Source organism: Ensifer sp. D2-11 (genome assembly GCF_054161295.1).
Genome location: NZ_CP096433.1, coordinates 1,211,587 through 1,228,154 on the forward strand (window position 1 = coordinate 1,211,587; position 16,568 = coordinate 1,228,154).

The window sequence follows — 16,568 nt, forward strand, 5'->3', positions numbered from 1 at the left end:
GCGAGACGAAATGGACGCCAAGAACACTACCTCCCGCAACGGCACCGCCGCGCCGGTCCACAAGCATCGTGGTATCCGGCATCTTTTCGCGGCGGCCAGCTATTCCTTCGGCGGTGCGAAACGCCTGATCGGCGAGGCGGCATTCAGGCACGAACTCATCGCCTTCGCGGTCGCGATGGTCGCGTTCATGATCGTCGGCGCGAACCTGTTCCAGTACGTCGCGATGGCAATCCTGTTTCTGCTGATGATGGCCTTCGAGGCGATCAACACCGCGATCGAGGAGATCGTCGACCGCGTCTCGCCGGAGATCTCCGAAATGGGCAGGAACGCAAAGGATCTCGGCTCCTTCGCGTGCCTTTGCCTCATTCTCGCCAATGCGGCCTATGCGCTGTACGTGATATTTCTCGCTCGCTTCCTGGGCTGACCAGCAACGCGGCGGCGCATGCAGATGATCAGGCAAAGCTCCTTCGCCGTCGGGTGAGGGAAGGGACGTCCTCGACCGGGGGCAAGCTCTGCAGTACGCGACGCGGCGGCAGGATGGCGATCGCCTCGGTGCCTTCCCGGAGTTTCGAGCGCAGGATGAACTGGCCGCCATGCTTGGCGAGGATCGCCTGGACGATCGGCAGTCCGAGGCCGGTACCCTGTTCGGCGCTCTTGATGGCGATCGAACCCTGGCCGAAGGCGGAAAGGACGATCGGGATTTCCTCTTCCGGAATGCCGGGGCCGTTGTCCCTGATCGAAAGATATTGTCCGCCGCCGGCGGTCCAGCCGACCTTCACGCTGACCTCACCGCCCGACGGGGTGAACTTGACGGCATTCGAAAGAAGGTTGAGCGTCACCTGGCGCATGGCCTTCTCGTCCGCCCAGACAGACGGCATCGCCTGTTCGAACTGATGGCCGATGGTTATGTTCTTGCCGCGAGCGCGGAGCTGAACCATGCCGATGCAATCCTCGACGATCTCTGCCAGGTTTACCGCATCCTCGCTGAGCTCGTACTTGCCGGCTTCGATACGCGAAAGATCGAGAATTTCGTTGATGAGATTCAAGAGGTGCTCGCCGGAGCGATGGATGTCCAGCGTGTATTCCTTGTAGGTCGGGTTGCTGAGCGGCCCGAGTACCTCTGTCGACATGACCTCTGAGAAGCCGAGGATGGCATTGAGCGGTGTGCGCAGCTCATGCGACATCGAGGCTAGGAAACGGGACTTGGCGAGGTTCGCTTCTTCCGCGCGGCGGCGAGCCTCGTCCGACATGGACTTCGCCACCTCGAGTTCGGCGATGAGATCGTCCTTTTCGGACTGTACCGAGAGAATATGGACGTTGGCGCGGTTCATCCTGTCGGTCATGAACGCCAGGAAGACGAGCGAGAGCGCCAGAATGCCCGTGAGGCCGATATCGATCGCGTCACCGGTCCTGAGTGAGGAGAAGCCGAGCGCGGCCAGGACCGGCAGAAACGTGTAGTAGAGGGCGTTGCGCAACAGGAAAGTGCCCATGGCGGTGACCGCAAGGGCAATGAAGAGCACCGTTCCCTCGAAGAGTCCGGAAGCGATCTCGCCGCAGGACGCACAGTCCGGGAGCGTGAAGATCGCCCAGCACAGGCCGGTCAGCATCTGGCTTGCGAGGAAGCGGCGGCGCCAGACGGACACTTTTTCGGTGACGACATCCTCGCGCTTGGCCTTTCGCGCGAGAAAGATGGTGACCGCATGCGCCGAAAGCGCCAACAAGGCCCAGGCGAGAATATGCGGGTCGCCAGAGAGGTAGATGCCGCTGGCGGCGATCAGGATCACGAGGAGAGGCAGGGCCATCGCGCCGTGGAGCACGGACTCGATGTGGAGCAGGAGCATTTCCCGTTCGAAGCCGGACGGTGCCGATGTGCCGGTCTGCAGCCGCTGACGCGTCGCGCGAACGGTCTTCGAAACAGCCTTGTTTCGATGGCTCCGCGACTTGTCCACGATGATCTTGTCGGTCGATGTGCTGGCGGCGATGCTCATGCTTCTGGTCAGGATTGGGTTCAGCTTGCACTCTAGGATGCAATCCTTAAGAAGTTGCTGCCCCCATGAAGGATTCGACAACCATTGTGGCGCGATTGCGGTTTTCGAGGTCGGAACGCGGGCAGGAACAACACGAGGAGGCGCTGGGCGTGAAGTCGCAGAACCGCAGATTTCGGATTGTCGGCGGCAGCGGCGCAGGCCCGGGCTCTGCTGGAAGGCGCTTTGGCTTCGGTCGCTCCGGAGTTCCCGCGCGGCGAAAAAGGCCGTCCGGCAGCGGCGGCATGGCCGGCGGGTGGATCTTCCTGGTCCTGCTCGGTATCGGCGCCTATATAGCCGCGCAGCTGCCCGCGCCGGAACGCCCCGTGACCGGCGAGTTGAGCGGCCCGGCGTCGGCGAGCGATGGCGACAGCCTGCGGCTCGACGGGCGCCGCATACGCATCGAAGGCATCGATGCCCCGGAGATCGGTCAGATGTGCCGACGCGGGGAAACCGCGTGGGACTGCGGCGCGCAGGCGCGGCGACGGTTGGTTGCTCTCGTCGCGGGAACAACAACCGTCTGCCGGCTCCATGGCCGCGATCGCTATGGCCGGGAACTGGGTGTCTGCGCGGCTGGCGGGGCCGACCTCGGAAGAGAGATGGTCCTCTCCGGTCATGCGGTCAGCTATGGGCTCTACCGTGACGAAGAGGAAACGGCGCGAACCGGCCGGCTGGGTCTCTGGGGAGGCGATTTCGTGAGGCCGCAGGAATGGCGGCGTTCGAACGGCGGTGCGGAGGAGGCCCCGCACCGGGCGGGTGACTGGCTGGAGATCATTATCCAATGGCTTCAGGAGCATTCGAGCGCGATCATGGCGAGGATCGGCGGTGACTGAGGAGCAGCTGCAGGCGTTGCGGGCGGCGATCTCGGTCTGTCGCCGGTGCCGTGACGAGCCGGCGCGCGGCGAAGGCCACCGGCTGCCGCACGAGCCGAGGCCGGTGGCGGTGCTTTCCGCGTCGGCTCGGATTCTGATCGCCGGGCAGGCGCCCGGCCTGCGGGTCCATGAAAGCGGTCTTCCCTTCAACGATGCTTCGGGCGATCGGCTGCGGCAATGGCTGTCGGTGGACCGGGCGGCATTCTACGATCAGCGAAACTTCGCGATCGTGCCGATGGGTTTCTGTTTTCCGGGCTACGACAGACACGGCAGCGACCTGCCGCCGAGAAGCGAATGTGCGCCGCTGTGGCGGCAGAGGGCGATGGACGCGATGCCGCAGATCGAGCTGGTGCTGGCGGTCGGCCATTAGCGCAGCGCTGGCATCTCGGAACGGACTGTCCGAAATCCATGACGGAGACCGTGCGCAACTGGCAACGCTACGCGAAACGCAATTCCGGCATCTCCGTATTGCCGCTGCCGCATCCGAGCTGGCGCAATACCGGCTGGCTCCGGCGTCATCCCTGGTTCGAGGCCGAGCTGCTGCCCTTCCTGCGTGAACGGGTGCAGGCGCTGACGATCTGAAACAATTTTCTTTATTTTCATAAATCCCGCGCTATAGAGGGAAAAATATTCGAGAGGACTTTCCATGGATCGCCTAGACCGCAAGATCCTGCGGCTTTTGCAGGAAGACTCGACCTTGGCCGTAGCCGACCTCGCAAAGAAGGTCGGGCTTTCCACCACGCCTTGCTGGCGGCGCATCCAGAAGATGGAAGAGGAGGGCGTGATCCGCCGCCGTGTCGCGCTTCTCGATCCGGTGAAGGTCAACACCAAGGTCACCGTATTCGTGTCGGTGCGCACCAATTCGCATTCCATGGAGTGGCTGCGGCGGTTTTCCGAAGTCGTGGCGGATTTTCCGGAAGTGGTGGAATTCTACCGTATGAGCGGCGACGTGGATTATCTCCTGCGCGTGGTCGTTCCGGATATCGCGGCCTATGATGCCTTCTACAAGCGTCTGATCGCCAAGATCGAGATCCGCGACGTTTCCTCGGCCTTCGCCATGGAGCAGATCAAATATACGACGCAGCTGCCGCTCGATTACATGGTCATCGACCAGGCAAAATCGAGCGAGGATTAGAAGGCCGGGTGGTTATCCCCCGGTCAAGCCCGGGTAGGCGACCTTCATGCGGGAAGCCCCAGTCGCTGGCGGACCTTGCCGTTCGTCAATTCGCGCAGCGCGTCCTTGCCCGTCCATCGCGCCGTGCGGTCCGTGCTGGCCGCGAGCTTTTGCGCGAGCGCCAGGGCCGGGCCGTGGCAGGCGGGGTTGCGCTTGCCGATCTGCCTGAGTGCCCAGTTGACCGACTTCTTCACGAAGTTGCGCTCGTCGGCCGCATGAGTCTCGATCAGCGGCAGCCAGGCAAGCAGCGTCGAATCCGGCTCCTTCTTGAGATGCACGGCGGCTGTTGCGATCATCGCGAAGGCCAGGCGGCGGACGAATTCCCGCTCATCGGCGGCGAATTCAGGAATGATGACTTGCTCGAGGCGCGCTGCGACGAAGAGGTCGGCAACGGTATCGACCACTTCCCAGGAGTTGCAGGCATTCGCCCATTGCCGCGCTTCAGCGAGCGTCAGCGCCTTCGGGTCCGCGGTGAACGCTGCCAGCAGGCGTGCTTCGCGGATGCCGGAGGTCCAGAGGTCGAGGGCGCGGGCGTGGTCGGTCTTTACCAGGCGGGCGACGCGGCGAAGCTGGACGTTCGAAAGCCCCAGGGCGGTTTCGGTCGCAATGCCGAAGCGCGCCATGCCGGCGATGTTCTCGTCCGAGCCGAGGGCGCGGAGGTGTTCGATGATCTCTTCCGCCGTCGACGCCGGACCAGGCGTCATTTTTCGAGGCGGGCCAGCAGGGAAGACGTATCCCAGCGATTGCCGCCGAGCGCCTGGATGTCGCCGTAGAACTGGTCGACGAGGGCGGTCACCGGAAGCTTGGCGCCGTTGTGCCGGGCCTCGGCGAGGACGATATCCAGATCCTTGCGCATCCAGTCGACCGCGAAGCCGAAGTCATACTTGCCTTCGTTCATGGTCTTGTGGCGATTTTCCATCTGCCAGGAACCGGCCGCTCCCTTGGAGATGACCTCGATCACCTTCTCGATGTCGAGCCCTGCTTTCTTGCCGAAATGGATTCCCTCTGCGAGCCCCTGGACGAGCCCTGCGATACAGATCTGATTGATCATCTTGGTGAGTTGGCCGGCGCCGGCGGGGCCCATCAAACCGACCATCCGGGCATAGGCTTCGATGACGGGCTTGGCCTTGTCGAAGGCTCCCGCATCGCCCCCGCACATGACGGTGAGCACGCCGTTTTCCGCTCCGGCCTGTCCGCCGGAGACCGGCGCGTCGATGAAATGCGCCCCCTTCGCCGCCGCCGCCGCATAGAGCTCGCGCGCAACCGCGGCCGATGCCGTCGTGTTGTCGATGAAGACCGACCCGGGTGCCATCGTTTCGAAGGCGCCGTTCTCTCCCGTGGTTACGGAGCGGAGGTCGTCGTCGTTGCCGACGCAGGCGAAGACGAAATCCTGGTCCTTGGCCGCCTCGGCCGGCGTTGCCGCGGTCCGGCCGCCGAATGCCGCTGCCCATTGCTCCGCCTTGGCGGCGGTCCGGTTATAGACCGTGACATCGTGCCCGCCGCGGGCCTTGAGATGACCGGCCATCGGGTATCCCATTACGCCGAGACCGATGAATGCGACTTTGGCCATTTCCTTGAGACTCCGTTTGCGATGGCATGTTCCGCCCGACGATAGCCGCGGTCGCAGCAGCCTTCAATCAGGGTTTGAAGCGGGCGATCACCAATTGGCCGGCAATCGGCTCGCCTTCCTCCATGCGCACCGTGATGTCGGTGATGTCAACGATCTCGAACCCGGTCGCCGCCAGGCGTTCGCGCAGGTAGGTTTCCGAGTGGGCGAAGCGCTGGTGCGGTCCGACGGCGAAGCCTTGCCCCGCCGGAGTCTCGTCCGGCAGGCTCTCGCTCGAGAAGATCAGGAGCCCGCCCGGCACCATGTTGTCAACCGCGCCGAAGAACAGCGGCTCCAATGCGCCGATATAGGGCAGGACGTCGGTTGCGGCGATCAGGTCGAACGGTTCGTCGTCATTGTCGTCGAGAAAATCGACCGCCTCTGCAACATAGAGCGTCTCGTAGAGGTCCTTCTCATGGGCGATCTCCACCATGTTTTCCGAAAGGTCCACGCCGGTTATGTCTTCCGCCATGTCGCGCAGCGCACCTCCGGTCAGCCCGGTGCCGCAGCCAAGATCGAGGACGCGCTTGAACGGTCCGAGCCCGAGCGCCTGAATCCGCTGGCGCACGAGCAGTGGCACGCAATAGTGGAGCTGGTCGACGAGAACATTGTCGAAGACGTCGGCGTGCTGATCGAAGAGCGTTGCCACATAGGCGTCCGAAGCCTTGAGCGGCGTCTCGCCGCGGCCCATCGATGCCAGCCGAACGGCGGCACCGCCGTGGTCCTCCGGGTCGATTTCCAGAACTTCCCGATAGGCGGCGGCGGCCGCGTCGAAATGCCCGGACTTCTCCAAGGCAAGCGCGCGGTTATAGGCCTCTGCGAGGGCTTCCTCGTCGATCTTCTTGATTTTCTGCGTCATGGGCGCTTCTTACGACCCCCGGCGGCCTTTGACAATCGCCGGTCGCGGCCGTTCCTGTAAGTGGCCCCCGATTCCTGCGGAGTCATAAGATCTCGCGGCGCGAGGGAGGGTCTCCCGAGTGAGCAGAATAATGGGAACAATCGCCTGCGGCAAAGATTTTGACCAGGTCGGGGCGCGCGGCATTTAACCTTGATCGAAAAGGAGTCATCATTCCTAAAAGAATGAAAAATCCGGAGGAATGCCGATGTCTGCCGAATTGAGCCCGTTGACATTGGAAACGGAGATACCGGAGCGGCAAACGCCGCCTCTGCCGCAGACACCGCAGGAGACGATCAACGCGATCATCCACTATTATCGCGGCGAAATCGGGCGGATGGCCGGTTGGCGGGACCGCATAGACCGAACATCGAACTGGGCGATCACCGTGGTCGCAGCGATGCTTTCGGTTTCGCTCTCGACGCCGTCGTCCCATCACGGTGTCCTTCTCTTCGCCATGCTGCTCATCAGCCTGTTGCTGCTGATCGAAGCGCGGCGTTACCGTTTCTTCGACGTTTATCGTGCCCGCGTGCGCCAGATGGAACGCGGCTACTTCGCGCAGATCTTGTGCCCTGAAGGCACGCCGAGCTTCAGATGGTCGGTGTCGGTCGCCAAGAGCCTGCGCCAGCCGGCTTTCCTGATGGGCTACAGGGAGGCCCTCTGCCGGCGGTTGCAGCGCAATTATTGCTGGATGTACCTGATCCTGCTCCTGGCATGGGCACTGAAGATTTCCTCCCCGAAGATTTCGAGCACGGGAGAGCCCTTCGGCCATGTCCGTTCCTGGGCCGATGTTGCCGAGAACGCCGCTCTCGGTCCGGTGCCGGGCGTTGCCGTGGCGATTGGCGTCGCGCTCTTCTATGCGGTCGTGCTCTACGGTTCCCTCCACAGGGCGACAGGCGCCGGCGAATTGGCTCATGGCGAGGTTCATGTCTGAGACGCTGCGTGCGCCGCTGCGCCGCATTGCTGATGCCGCCTTCAGAAATTCTCATTTGATGCCGGCGCGCAGGCCTGCTTCAACTGCGCTTCTCTCGGTCATGCCAAAAGGAGCACAAGATGAGCGAACAGAAGGTGGCGATCGTCACGGCCGGCGGTTCCGGCATGGGGGCCGGGGCGGCACGGCGGATGGCGGCAGAGGGCTACAGGGTTGCAATCCTTTCTTCGTCCGGCAAGGGCGAGGCGCTCGCAAAGGAACTCGGCGGTATCGGCGTCACCGGATCGAATCAGTCGAGCGACGATCTGAAGCGGCTCGTCGATACGGCCTATGACGCCTGGGGGCGCGTGGACGCGCTGATCAATTCGGCAGGCCATGGCCCGCGGGCTCCGGTGCTCGAACTCACCGACGAGGAATGGCACCGGGGGATGGATGTCTATTTCCTCAATGTCGTGCGGCCGACCCGGCTGGTGACGCCGATCATGGTGGAGCAGAAATCCGGCAGCATCGTCAATATTTCCACCTACGCTGCCTTTGAACCCGACCCATTGTTTCCAACGTCGGGGGTCTTCCGTTCCGGGCTTGCGGCTTTCACCAAACTCTTTGCCGACCGGTATGCCGCCGACAATATCCGCATGAACAATGTTCTGCCCGGCTTTATCGACAGTCTGCCTGAAACGGAGGAACGCCGTCGGCGGATTCCGATGGGACGCTACGGCGCATCGGAGGAGGTGGCCGAGTTGATCGCGCTGCTCGCAAGCGACCGCGGAGGCTATATCACCGGCCAGAACATCCGTATCGACGGCGGCATCACCCGATCCGTCTGACCCATCCGACAACGACGTGCACCGGAACCTGGAGCAGGATGAGGAAAAGTGTGTGCGGTTTTCCGCCCGCATCCCGCTCCAATTTCTTGAATCGATCACGTTCATGTTTTTAGGTCGACCCGACCTGAAAACATCGTGATCTAGTGGACGATAAACTCTCCCTTGAGAGCCCGCCATTCGGACGCCGAGATCAACTTCCGGTGCACATAGCGTACCGAATGCAGCGGGCCGTCCAGCTTCTCCTGCCAGAATTTGAGGAAGCTGTGCATTTCCGGAAAGTCCGGCGCGATGTCGTAGTGTTGCCAGATGTATGTCTGCAGGAAAGCCGGGTGGTCGGGCATCCGATAAAGTATCTGAGCCGTCGTCAGCCCGTAACCCTTGAGCTGCAGTTCCATGTCGTTCGTCATGCGGACCTCACTTTTCACAAAGGTTGGTCTCTATGATGGAGCGCTTGATTGCTTAATCAAGCCTTAATGTAGGTGAATAAAGCGAGAAATCGCTTACAAAAACAATCGCTTGGCAGCATATGACGGCGAGTGCTGCCAAGCTACAGGAATACGGCCTGCGGCCAAACGCGTTTAGCGCTTCAGATGGCGGGTCAGGCGGGCTTCCAGCCAGCCCCAGATGTTGCGCAGCAATTCCACCATCAGCAGATAGAGGATCGCCGCCCAGATATACATCTGGTAGTCGAAGGTCCGGGAGAAAGCGCGCCGCGTCTCACCCATGAGATCGAAGACCGTGACGATCGCCACGATTGCCGAGCCCTTGATCATCAGGATGATTTCGTTGCCGTAGGGGCGCAGCGCTACGATCATCGCCTGGGGCAGAATGACCTTGAAGAAGGCTACGCGCTCCGGCAGGCCGAGCGCGGCCGCCCCCTCGCGCTGGCCGCGCGGCACGCTTTCGATGGCGCCGCGCAGGATTTCCGCCTGATAGGCGGCGGTGTTCAGAGTGAAGGTGAAGAGCGCGCAGTTCCAGGCATCGCGGAAGAACCACCACAGTCCAACGGTTTCGAGCTGCGGACGGAAGCTGCCGAGCCCGTAATAGATGAGGAAGAGCTGGGTGATGAGCGGCGTGCCGCGGAAGAAATAGACATAGGCATAGGCGACCCAGCCCCAGAGCCTGTTTTTCGACATGCGCCCGAGCGCCACGGGCAGCGAAAGGACGGCGCCCATGAGAATCGACGAGATGACGAGTGTCAGCGTTACTCCGAGGCCGGAGAGGAAACTCGGTCCGTAGCGGGAGAATTTTTCCGGGTCCCAGCCATTGACGACCGTCAGGAAGATGCCGACGCCGAGCGCCAGCCAGATGCCGAGCGCAACGCTGCCGAAAAAGCGCGAGAAGGTGTAGGGCTTCGGCGGGGAGGGCGGCGGCGCCTGCGGCGGGATCATGGTCTCGGCAATGCTCATCGGCCCGCCTCCGCGCGTTTGGTCGAGCGCTCGAGCGCCGAGAATACGACGGAGGAAATCATCGCCAGGACGAGGAAGAGAACGCAGGCGATGCCGAAGAACTCGAAGGCATGCTTGGTGACGCGCGCCGCGATCCCGGTTTGCCGGAGAATGTCCGGAAGGCCGATGACCGAGACAAGGGCGGTATCCTTGAGCAGCGCCATCCAGAGATTGCCGAGGCCGGGCAGCGCGATTCGGATGAGCTGCGGCAGGATGATGAGGCGCATCGTCTTGCCCCGGTGCAGCCCGAGCGCGTCACCGGCTTCGTACTGCCCGTGAGGAATGGCCTTGAAGGCCGAAAGCAGCACCTCGGAGCAATAGGCCGAAAAGACCACTCCGAGTGCGATCATTCCCGCTACGAAGGCATTGATCTCGACCGCTCCCTCATAGCCGACCGTCGCGAGGAACTGTTGAACCAGGATCTGCAGGCCGTAATAGACGATGAAAAGCGTGAGGAGTTCCGGCAGGCCCCGAAAAATCGTCGTATAGATGTTGCCCGCCAGTCGCAGGGACTTTTCCTCCGATTGCTTGGCGAGCGCGACGAAGAAGCCGATGACCAAGCCCACCGGAAGCGTTGCGACCGCGAGACTGGCGGTGACCAGGAAGCCATAGGCGATTTCATCGCCCCAACCCGCGTCTCCGCATGCAAGTAGCGTTCCCGAGCCGAACCAGCGAAAGATCCCCGCGGGACCGCATAGCGGATCGATGATCGCACCGATCCAGGCGAGACCGGCGGAAAGGGCGGCAAACAGTCCGCTCATGCCAATAATTCCCCGTACCGTTTTTGGCGTCTACTGCATGTTTGCTGTAATCGTAAATAACCAAACGACAAACCATGCAGCAACTTAAAGGGTTACAGCCGCCTTTGCGCACCTATAGGACGCGAGACGCTGTAGACGCTTATTTTCGAGATTCCTTGTCAAACAAAAACGGCGGAAGGGCAAGCCCGTCCGCCGTTGCATTTTTCTCATCAACCGAGATTTTCCCGGCATTAACGCCGGATACTCGCAGGAAACGCTGCGATTAGCTGCCGTAGACGTCGAAGGGGAAGTACTTTTCGTTGATTTGCTTGTACTTGCCGTTCGCGCGGATGGCCTCTATCGCCTTGTTGAGCTTTTCGCGCAGCGCATCGTCGCCCTTACGGATTGCGATGCCGGCGCCCTCGCCATTGATGACGGGATCGATGGGCAGGGTGCCGAGCAGCTTGCAGCAGGCGCCGTCTTCGGTCTTCAGCCATTCGGAGAGCACGACGACGTCGTCGATGGCTGCGTCGATGCGGCCGTTTGCGAGGTCGAGCTTGTATTCATCCGCGGTCGGATAGAGCTTCACCTCCGACTCCTTCATATGCGCTTCCGCGTAGTTGGAGTGAGTGGTCGAGCCCTGCGCGCCCAGCGCCTTGCCGGAAAGGGCCGCCGCGGTTGCCTCGGTTATCGGTGAATCCTTCGGCACCACGATTGCCGGTGGCGTGTTGTAGTATTTGTTGGTGAAATCGACCTGCTGCTTACGCTCTTCGGTAATCGACATCGACGCGACGATAGCATCGAACTTCTTGGCGATCAGCGCCGGGATGATGCCGTCCCAATCCTGCGTCACGAAGGTACATTCGGCCTTCATCTCTTCGCAAAGCGCCTTCGCGATGTCGATGTCGAAGCCGGTCAGCGTGCCGTCCGACTCGAGATTGTTGAAGGGCGGGTAGGCGCCTTCGGTACCGATCACGACCTTCTCGCCCTCTGCCATGGCAACGCCGGCCATAAGCACGAAAACGGCAGCCGATGCGGTGGCTGCAAGCCGTCTGGAAATACGCATGATGTCCTCTCTGTTGGCTCGGCATCCGGTTCTTCTTGTTTCGCGGATGCCAATTGGCGCCGGGGCTTCAAGCCGCCGGTTGCGGCGATATTCGTACGGTTTTCCTGCAAAAATCAACTGGAAAGCTTTGCTTCCCACTGTTCGACGCGAATCATGTCCTTCGATCGTCGCAGAAGTTGCGCGCGAAGATGAACGGGCCGTTCAGGACCGGTTAATGTCGGCTTCTATAGGCCTTGCAGCGGAACCGATCCGCGGCTGCAGCGTTGCGGCTACGGCATTTCGGCCGAGGCAAAAAAGGCCGGGACCGCGGATCATGGCCCTGTGACGAGGGCGTCATGGTGGGCGAGGCGATTGGAGTCGCGGTTGCACACCAGCGTCAGGACCTCCGAACAAGAGGAAGAAACAATGTCGATACGATCCAGACTTTTCGCAACAGTGGCCTTGCCCGTTCTTTCGGCGTCCCTGATGATCCAGCCGGCCTTCGCTGACAGCCTGACCGCTCCGTTCGAAGTCGCCCAGGAAGGAGAGGGCCAACCGTCGCCCGAGGAGCTGTTGCTGAAGCGGAAGCAGCGCCAGGCCGAGGAGGAATCACAGGGGCAGGCGGAAGAGCAACAGCCGCAGGCCGAGGAGCAGCAAACACCGCGCAAGAAGCGCCAGCAGCAGGCTGAAGAGCAGCCGGCAGCCGAAGAGAGTGCTCCTCAGCAGGCCGAAGAAGAGGCTCCCCGGCGCAAGAAGCGCCAGCAGCAGGCTGAAGAGCAGCCGGCAGCCGAAGAGAGCGCTCCGCAGCAGGCCGAAGAAGAGGCTCCCCGGCGCAAGAAGCGCCAGCAGCAGGCTGAAGAGCAGCCGGCAGCCGAAGAGAGCGCTCCGCAGCAGGCCGAAGAAGAGGCCCCCCGGCGCAAGAAGCGCCAGCAGCAGGCTGAAGAGCAGCCGGCAGCCGAAGAGAGCGCTCCGCAGCAGGCCGAAGAAGAGGCTCCCCGGCGCAAGAAGCGCCAGCAGCAGGCCGAAGAGCAGCAGCCCGCAGCCGAGGAGGGCGCGCCGCAGCAGGCCGAGGAACAGGAGCCTACGCGCAAGAGACGCCAGCAACAGGCGGAGGAGCAGCAGCCCGCAGCCGAGGAGGGCGCGCCGCAGCAGGCCGAGGAACAGGAGCCTACGCGTAAGAGACGCCAGCAACAGGCCGAGGAGCAGCAGCAGACGGACGAGCAGAAAGCCGCCGAGCAGCCGGGTGCCGAACCTGAGGGCGGCACGACCGCTGAGCAGCCCGCTACGGAGGCGCCGGCCGAACAGACGGGCGAGGGCGAGCAGCAGCCGGTGCCTGGCGCGGAACCACCCGCAACTGCAGAACGGCAGGGTGAGCAGCCCGCCGGCCAACCGGCTCCCGAAGTCGTCGATGAGCGCTCGACGGAAGAAAGGCAGAAGATCGCAGAGGATCCCGCAGCCTCGGATGATACCGTCGTGCTTCCCGTCGAGAGGGGCGCAGCCGTCCTCGACAGCGACAAGGACGCCGACATCGCAGGCGGCAACCAGTCGCGCGAGACCCGACGCAAGCAGCGCGAGGAACTGCGTGCCAAGCAGGAGAGCGTAGAAGTACCGACCGACGATGCGTCGGCACAGGCGGCGATCCCGGCCGAAGCCAGGGAAGAAATTCCGCAGAAGATCGAGGCTGTGCTCAGCGAAGAGGGCGAGCGCGTCGAAGAGGCTCCGACCTTTACAGTGCCGCAGACGACCAACATCATCAACAACACCGTCATAAACAACACGGTGAACAACACGACCGTCAATAACACCACCGAGAACAATGTGACGGAGGTGAGGGTTGTCGAAGAGGTCGACGATCGTGTCATCCTCGGCGTCGGCGATCGCATCTTCGTGCGCGGTGACGACCGGCCGCGTCTGCGCAGGAATTCGGAAGAGAGTTTCTACGAGACTCTTCCGCGGGGCCGCGTCCGCGAGACGATCGTCCGCCCCGGCGGCTATCGGATCGTCACCATCTACAACGAGTACGGAGACATCCTGACGCGCACGCGCGTCGATCGCGGCGGCGAGGAATATGTCATGATGTACGCGCCGGAATATGAAGAAGACCGGCCTACTATCGTCGACGTGGGTTACGATCTGCCGCCGATGCGCCTGTCGATACCGGTGGACGAATATATCGTCGACGTCGCCGAGGATCCGGACCGGGATTACTACGAGTTCCTGTCCGAACCCCCGGTCGAGCCGGTCGAACGCGTCTACACCATCGATGAGGTGCGTCACTCCGCCCGCCTGCGCGACAAGGTTCGCCGTATCGATCTCGACACCATCACCTTCGCGACGGGAAGCGCCGAGGTATCGATGTCGCAGGCGAAGACCATGCGCAGCGTCGCGGAGGCAATGAACAAGGTCCTTGAGAAGGATCCGGGTGAAACCTTCTTCATCGAGGGTCACACGGATGCCGTTGGCGCCGACCAGTCCAACCTGGTCCTCTCCGACGAGCGTGCCGAGTCCGTCGCAGTGCTCCTGACCGAGGTCTATGGCATCCCGGCCGAAAACCTCGTCACCCAGGGCTATGGCGAGCGGTTCCTCAAGATCCGCACGGATGGGCCGGAACAGGAGAACCGCCGCGTCACCATTCGCCGCGTGACACCGCTGGTGCGCCCTGTAGCGCAGCGGTAGGGGCAACGAAGCATGCGAACTGACATCGGGGCCGGGAAACCGGCCCCGATTATTTGTGCGTTCTACAGCCCGCCTGTGTGCGCTTGTCTTGGATGGATGCCGTCCACTCGACCGTCAGTCACGCAGTCCCGTGACCTTCTCGACGAAATCGGCGATCGCCTGCGTGTCGTCCAGGTCGAATACGGGGAGCCCGGTGTCCGCGACCGGGTGATCGGCAGCGATGGCCATGATATGCGGATCGCTCGGAGCGAGCGGTTCGCGATGGGCCGATTCCTCGCGGCGCGCCTCGATTTTCGGGACAGGCTCGCGCTTGTAGCCTTCGATTAGTACCAGGTCGCAGGGGGCAAGACGCGACAAGATCTCTTCGAATGTGGGCTCCGGCGCCCCACGCAATTCATGCATGATTGCGAAGCGCGTCGATGAAACGATCGTTACCTCATGCGCGCCGGCCTCGCGGTGGCGGTAGCTGTCGGCGCCGACCTTGTCGATGTCGAAGTCGTGATGCGCGTGCTTGATCGTAGAGACCATATAGCCGCGCCGGGTCATTTCGCTGACAAGACGGACCATCAGGCCGGTCTTCCCGGAATTCTTCCAGCCGGCGATTCCGAAAATCTTCGGTGGGCGCAAGGGGTCGTTCATGGTTCGCGATCCTCCAGATAGGGCAACCAGGCCTCAGCCTGCCGAAGCTCTTCGGGGGTGTTGATGTTGAAGAAAGGGTCCAGCGGTCCGGCCGCCGTCGGGATCAGGGGAAACTCTACCGCTGCCGATTCGTGCCGCGCAATGAAGGCACGGACGCGCCGCTTTTCGTCCGCATGAATCCACGCCTCAAGATCATCGGCGAGCGCGACGGGCCAGAGCGCGAAAAGCGGATGCATCTCACCGGCCGAGAAAGCGACGGCGATTTCACCCCCGGACGTGATGGCGGTCTTCAGCCGGGCGGCAAGGCTCTTGGGAAAGAGGGGCGTATCGACCGGCACGGTGAGCACATGGCTAGCCCCCGGTGACTTGCGCACAGTATGGCGCATGGCGGCCAGAATGCCGGCCAGCGGCCCGACGAATCCGGGTATCGTGTCCGGCACGACCTCGAGACCAAACGCAGAAGCAGGATCCGGATCGGCATTCAGATTGATGGCGACGCCGGCGACCTGTGGCCGGAGGCGCTCGATCACGCGCGTAAGCATGCTCCTGCCCCCGAGCAAGAGTCCTGCCTTCGGGCGCCCCATGCGCGAAGAAAGTCCGCCGGCGAGGATGACTGCCGGAGGGAATGTGGCATGGGAGGGGGCGCCTGTCATCGAGAACGTCCTCAGCTATTCCAGGGGGCCGCCGAGTGCGCGCTGCGCGACCGCCTGCCGGCCGCGCTTGCTCTCGCGATAGCAAGTATAAAGGCCGGAACCGATGATGATGGCGACGCCCGCCAGCATCCAGCGGTCCGGCGTCTCTGCGAAAAAGACGACCCCGAGGGTGACCGACCAGAGAAGGCTCATGTAGCGGAATGGCGCAATGACGGAGATCTCGCCCTCGCGCATCGCGAGTACGATCGTCTGATAGCCGAGCATCAGAAGCACGCTGGCGCCGGCGATGTGGCTGAGAGACGTCGCAGACATCGGTTGCCAGCCCCCGAGCGGGACGATGAGAGCCGCACCGACCAGCGTCGTCACGAGTGAGGTCGTCACGGTGATGTACAGCGACGGCACGTCGGTGCCGATGCGGCGGGTGCAGAGGTCGCGGGTCGCGGTGCAGAAGACGCAAGCGACGACGGTGAGGGCCGCCGCGGTGAAGCCCTCGGGACCAGGGCGCAATACGATGAGGACGCCGGCGAAGCCTACGACGATCGCCGCCCACCGCCGCCAGCCGACGGGCTCGCCGAGAAACAGCGCGGCGCCGAGCGTGACCGCCAGCGGAAGTGCCTGCATGATCGCCGAAGCGTTGGCGAGCGGGATCTGGCCGAGCGCGGAGATATAGGTCACCGATGCAAGCGCCTCCATGGCGATGCGCAGCAGTATGGCCGGCCTGAAGATCGTCCGAACCGGCCGGAAGGCGCCGAAGCGGTATGCGACTACGACCACCATCAGCGTCGTCAGCAATCCGCGCATGAACATGATCTGGCCTGTATTCATGACGCCGGTGACCGATTTTACCAGCGCATCGTTGCAGGCGAACCCGATCATTGCGAGGCACATGAAGACGATGCCGCGGAAATTGGCTGACGAGCGCATTCTCATTCCTGATAGCTTGTGGCCGAACGGCGCGAGCCTTCCCGGCGTGGCGAATCCCTACTGCATGTTCCTTAAATCCTATCCGATTAAAGGACAAAAACATCCAGCAGATCA

17 protein-coding genes and 1 pseudogene are annotated in these 16,568 nt (G+C 62.6%); 7 read left to right on the plus strand and 11 right to left on the minus strand.

Annotated elements, in window-relative coordinates; genetic code table 11:
• Nucleotides 1-10: 10 nt before the first annotated feature.
• Nucleotides 11-424 carry a diacylglycerol kinase gene (locus M1D34_RS05840; protein WP_010969538.1) on the plus strand — a complete coding sequence of 138 codons (414 nt, stop codon included), beginning with the start codon at nt 11-13 and terminating at the stop codon, nt 422-424.
• 28 nt (nt 425-452) lie between these two features.
• Here the strand turns inward: M1D34_RS05840 and M1D34_RS05845 are convergent, their stop codons facing one another.
• Nucleotides 453-1,988 carry a sensor histidine kinase gene (locus M1D34_RS05845; protein ID WP_127540129.1) on the minus strand — a complete coding sequence of 512 codons (1,536 nt, stop codon included), beginning with the start codon at nt 1,986-1,988 and terminating at the stop codon, nt 453-455.
• 149 nt (nt 1,989-2,137) lie between these two features.
• Here M1D34_RS05845 and M1D34_RS05850 point away from each other — a divergent pair, with 149 nt between their 5' ends.
• The 3 genes and pseudogenes from M1D34_RS05850 (at nt 2,138) to M1D34_RS05860 (ending at nt 4,031) form a co-directional block, all read left to right on the plus strand.
• Entirely contained in the window at nt 2,138-2,857 is a 720-nt protein-coding gene (locus tag M1D34_RS05850; protein WP_013844517.1) for a thermonuclease family protein, read from the plus strand.
• Nucleotides 2,850-3,478 (plus strand): annotated as a pseudogene (locus tag M1D34_RS05855) (uracil-DNA glycosylase family protein). Before M1D34_RS05850 ends, M1D34_RS05855 begins: the two are co-directional and overlap by 8 nt.
• Before the next feature lie 64 nt (nt 3,479-3,542).
• The gene (locus M1D34_RS05860) at nt 3,543-4,031 is read left to right on the plus strand and encodes an Lrp/AsnC family transcriptional regulator (protein ID WP_003535303.1); all 489 of its coding nucleotides are present in this window, start codon (nt 3,543-3,545) and stop codon (nt 4,029-4,031) included.
• Between the two features lie 44 nt (nt 4,032-4,075).
• Here M1D34_RS05860 and M1D34_RS05865 read toward each other — a convergent pair whose 3' ends face one another.
• The 3 genes from M1D34_RS05865 to M1D34_RS05875 all read right to left on the minus strand — a co-directional run bounded on the left by M1D34_RS05865 (nt 4,076) and on the right by M1D34_RS05875 (nt 6,535).
• A complete protein-coding gene (locus tag M1D34_RS05865) occupies nt 4,076-4,774 on the minus strand; it encodes a DNA alkylation repair protein (RefSeq protein ID WP_153320639.1) in 699 nt (232 codons plus the stop codon).
• The gene (locus M1D34_RS05870) at nt 4,771-5,640 is read right to left on the minus strand and encodes an NAD(P)-dependent oxidoreductase (RefSeq protein WP_153313340.1); all 870 of its coding nucleotides are present in this window, start codon (nt 5,638-5,640) and stop codon (nt 4,771-4,773) included. Before M1D34_RS05870 ends, M1D34_RS05865 begins: the two co-directional genes overlap by 4 nt.
• A gap of 67 nt (nt 5,641-5,707) precedes the next feature.
• Nucleotides 5,708-6,535: a class I SAM-dependent DNA methyltransferase gene (locus M1D34_RS05875; RefSeq protein WP_003535118.1), complete on the minus strand. Its 828-nt coding sequence runs from the start codon at nt 6,533-6,535 to the stop codon at nt 5,708-5,710.
• A gap of 244 nt (nt 6,536-6,779) precedes the next feature.
• Between M1D34_RS05875 and M1D34_RS05880 the strand changes: the two genes are divergently transcribed.
• Nucleotides 6,780-7,505 carry a DUF2270 domain-containing protein gene (locus M1D34_RS05880; RefSeq protein WP_003535111.1) on the plus strand — a complete coding sequence of 242 codons (726 nt, stop codon included), beginning with the start codon at nt 6,780-6,782 and terminating at the stop codon, nt 7,503-7,505.
• A gap of 119 nt (nt 7,506-7,624) precedes the next feature.
• The gene (locus M1D34_RS05885; protein ID WP_498781143.1) at nt 7,625-8,329 is read left to right on the plus strand and encodes an SDR family oxidoreductase; all 705 of its coding nucleotides are present in this window, start codon (nt 7,625-7,627) and stop codon (nt 8,327-8,329) included.
• Between the two features lie 140 nt (nt 8,330-8,469).
• Here M1D34_RS05885 and M1D34_RS05890 read toward each other — a convergent pair whose 3' ends face one another.
• The 4 genes from M1D34_RS05890 to M1D34_RS05905 form a co-directional block, all read right to left on the minus strand.
• Nucleotides 8,470-8,736: an usg protein gene (locus M1D34_RS05890; RefSeq protein WP_003535108.1), complete on the minus strand. Its 267-nt coding sequence runs from the start codon at nt 8,734-8,736 to the stop codon at nt 8,470-8,472.
• A 171-nt stretch (nt 8,737-8,907) separates the two neighbouring features.
• Complete coding sequence (locus M1D34_RS05895) at nt 8,908-9,738, minus strand: ABC transporter permease (protein WP_153313338.1); 831 nt, start codon at nt 9,736-9,738, stop codon at nt 8,908-8,910.
• A complete protein-coding gene (locus tag M1D34_RS05900; RefSeq protein ID WP_003535103.1) occupies nt 9,735-10,538 on the minus strand; it encodes an ABC transporter permease in 804 nt (267 codons plus the stop codon). Before M1D34_RS05900 ends, M1D34_RS05895 begins: the two co-directional genes overlap by 4 nt.
• Nucleotides 10,539-10,800: 262 nt before the next feature.
• Complete coding sequence (locus M1D34_RS05905) at nt 10,801-11,583, minus strand: ABC transporter substrate-binding protein (RefSeq protein WP_003535100.1); 783 nt, start codon at nt 11,581-11,583, stop codon at nt 10,801-10,803.
• A gap of 405 nt (nt 11,584-11,988) precedes the next feature.
• On the opposite strand from M1D34_RS05905, the gene M1D34_RS05910 reads away from it, so the two are divergent.
• Nucleotides 11,989-14,238 carry an OmpA family protein gene (locus M1D34_RS05910; protein WP_498781147.1) on the plus strand — a complete coding sequence of 750 codons (2,250 nt, stop codon included), beginning with the start codon at nt 11,989-11,991 and terminating at the stop codon, nt 14,236-14,238.
• Between the two features lie 114 nt (nt 14,239-14,352).
• On the opposite strand, the gene mobB is transcribed toward M1D34_RS05910, so the two are convergent.
• The 3 genes from mobB to M1D34_RS05925 are packed head-to-tail and all read right to left on the minus strand — an operon-like array spanning nt 14,353 to nt 16,454.
• The gene (mobB, locus tag M1D34_RS05915; RefSeq protein ID WP_003535097.1) at nt 14,353-14,877 is read right to left on the minus strand and encodes a molybdopterin-guanine dinucleotide biosynthesis protein B; all 525 of its coding nucleotides are present in this window, start codon (nt 14,875-14,877) and stop codon (nt 14,353-14,355) included.
• Nucleotides 14,874-15,530 (minus strand): molybdenum cofactor guanylyltransferase MobA, encoded by a 657-nt coding sequence (gene mobA / locus M1D34_RS05920; protein WP_498781149.1) that lies wholly within the window; start codon nt 15,528-15,530, stop codon nt 14,874-14,876. Before mobA ends, mobB begins: the two co-directional genes overlap by 4 nt.
• Nucleotides 15,531-15,545: 15 nt before the next feature.
• Entirely contained in the window at nt 15,546-16,454 is a 909-nt protein-coding gene (locus M1D34_RS05925) for a DMT family transporter (protein ID WP_498781151.1), read from the minus strand.
• Between the last annotated feature and the right edge of the window lie 114 nt (nt 16,455-16,568).

What these genes read in the sequence shown, in the direction of transcription:
- M1D34_RS05840 (WP_010969538.1), top strand. Translation starts at nt 11, where the DNA reads ATGGACGCCAAGAACACTACCTCCCGCAACGGCACCGCCGCGCCGGTC.
- M1D34_RS05845 (WP_127540129.1), bottom strand. Translation starts at nt 1,988, where the DNA reads ATGAGCATCGCCGCCAGCACATCGACCGACAAGATCATCGTGGACAAG.
- M1D34_RS05860 (WP_003535303.1), top strand. Translation starts at nt 3,543, where the DNA reads ATGGATCGCCTAGACCGCAAGATCCTGCGGCTTTTGCAGGAAGACTCG.
- M1D34_RS05865 (WP_153320639.1), bottom strand. Translation starts at nt 4,774, where the DNA reads ATGACGCCTGGTCCGGCGTCGACGGCGGAAGAGATCATCGAACACCTC.
- M1D34_RS05870 (WP_153313340.1), bottom strand. Translation starts at nt 5,640, where the DNA reads ATGGCCAAAGTCGCATTCATCGGTCTCGGCGTAATGGGATACCCGATG.
- M1D34_RS05875 (WP_003535118.1), bottom strand. Translation starts at nt 6,535, where the DNA reads ATGACGCAGAAAATCAAGAAGATCGACGAGGAAGCCCTCGCAGAGGCC.
- M1D34_RS05880 (WP_003535111.1), top strand. Translation starts at nt 6,780, where the DNA reads ATGTCTGCCGAATTGAGCCCGTTGACATTGGAAACGGAGATACCGGAG.
- M1D34_RS05885 (WP_498781143.1), top strand. Translation starts at nt 7,625, where the DNA reads ATGAGCGAACAGAAGGTGGCGATCGTCACGGCCGGCGGTTCCGGCATG.
- M1D34_RS05890 (WP_003535108.1), bottom strand. Translation starts at nt 8,736, where the DNA reads ATGACGAACGACATGGAACTGCAGCTCAAGGGTTACGGGCTGACGACG.
- M1D34_RS05895 (WP_153313338.1), bottom strand. Translation starts at nt 9,738, where the DNA reads ATGAGCATTGCCGAGACCATGATCCCGCCGCAGGCGCCGCCGCCCTCC.
- M1D34_RS05900 (WP_003535103.1), bottom strand. Translation starts at nt 10,538, where the DNA reads ATGAGCGGACTGTTTGCCGCCCTTTCCGCCGGTCTCGCCTGGATCGGT.
- M1D34_RS05905 (WP_003535100.1), bottom strand. Translation starts at nt 11,583, where the DNA reads ATGCGTATTTCCAGACGGCTTGCAGCCACCGCATCGGCTGCCGTTTTC.
- M1D34_RS05910 (WP_498781147.1), top strand. Translation starts at nt 11,989, where the DNA reads ATGTCGATACGATCCAGACTTTTCGCAACAGTGGCCTTGCCCGTTCTT.
- mobB (WP_003535097.1), bottom strand. Translation starts at nt 14,877, where the DNA reads ATGAACGACCCCTTGCGCCCACCGAAGATTTTCGGAATCGCCGGCTGG.
- mobA (WP_498781149.1), bottom strand. Translation starts at nt 15,530, where the DNA reads ATGACAGGCGCCCCCTCCCATGCCACATTCCCTCCGGCAGTCATCCTC.
- M1D34_RS05925 (WP_498781151.1), bottom strand. Translation starts at nt 16,454, where the DNA reads ATGCGCTCGTCAGCCAATTTCCGCGGCATCGTCTTCATGTGCCTCGCA.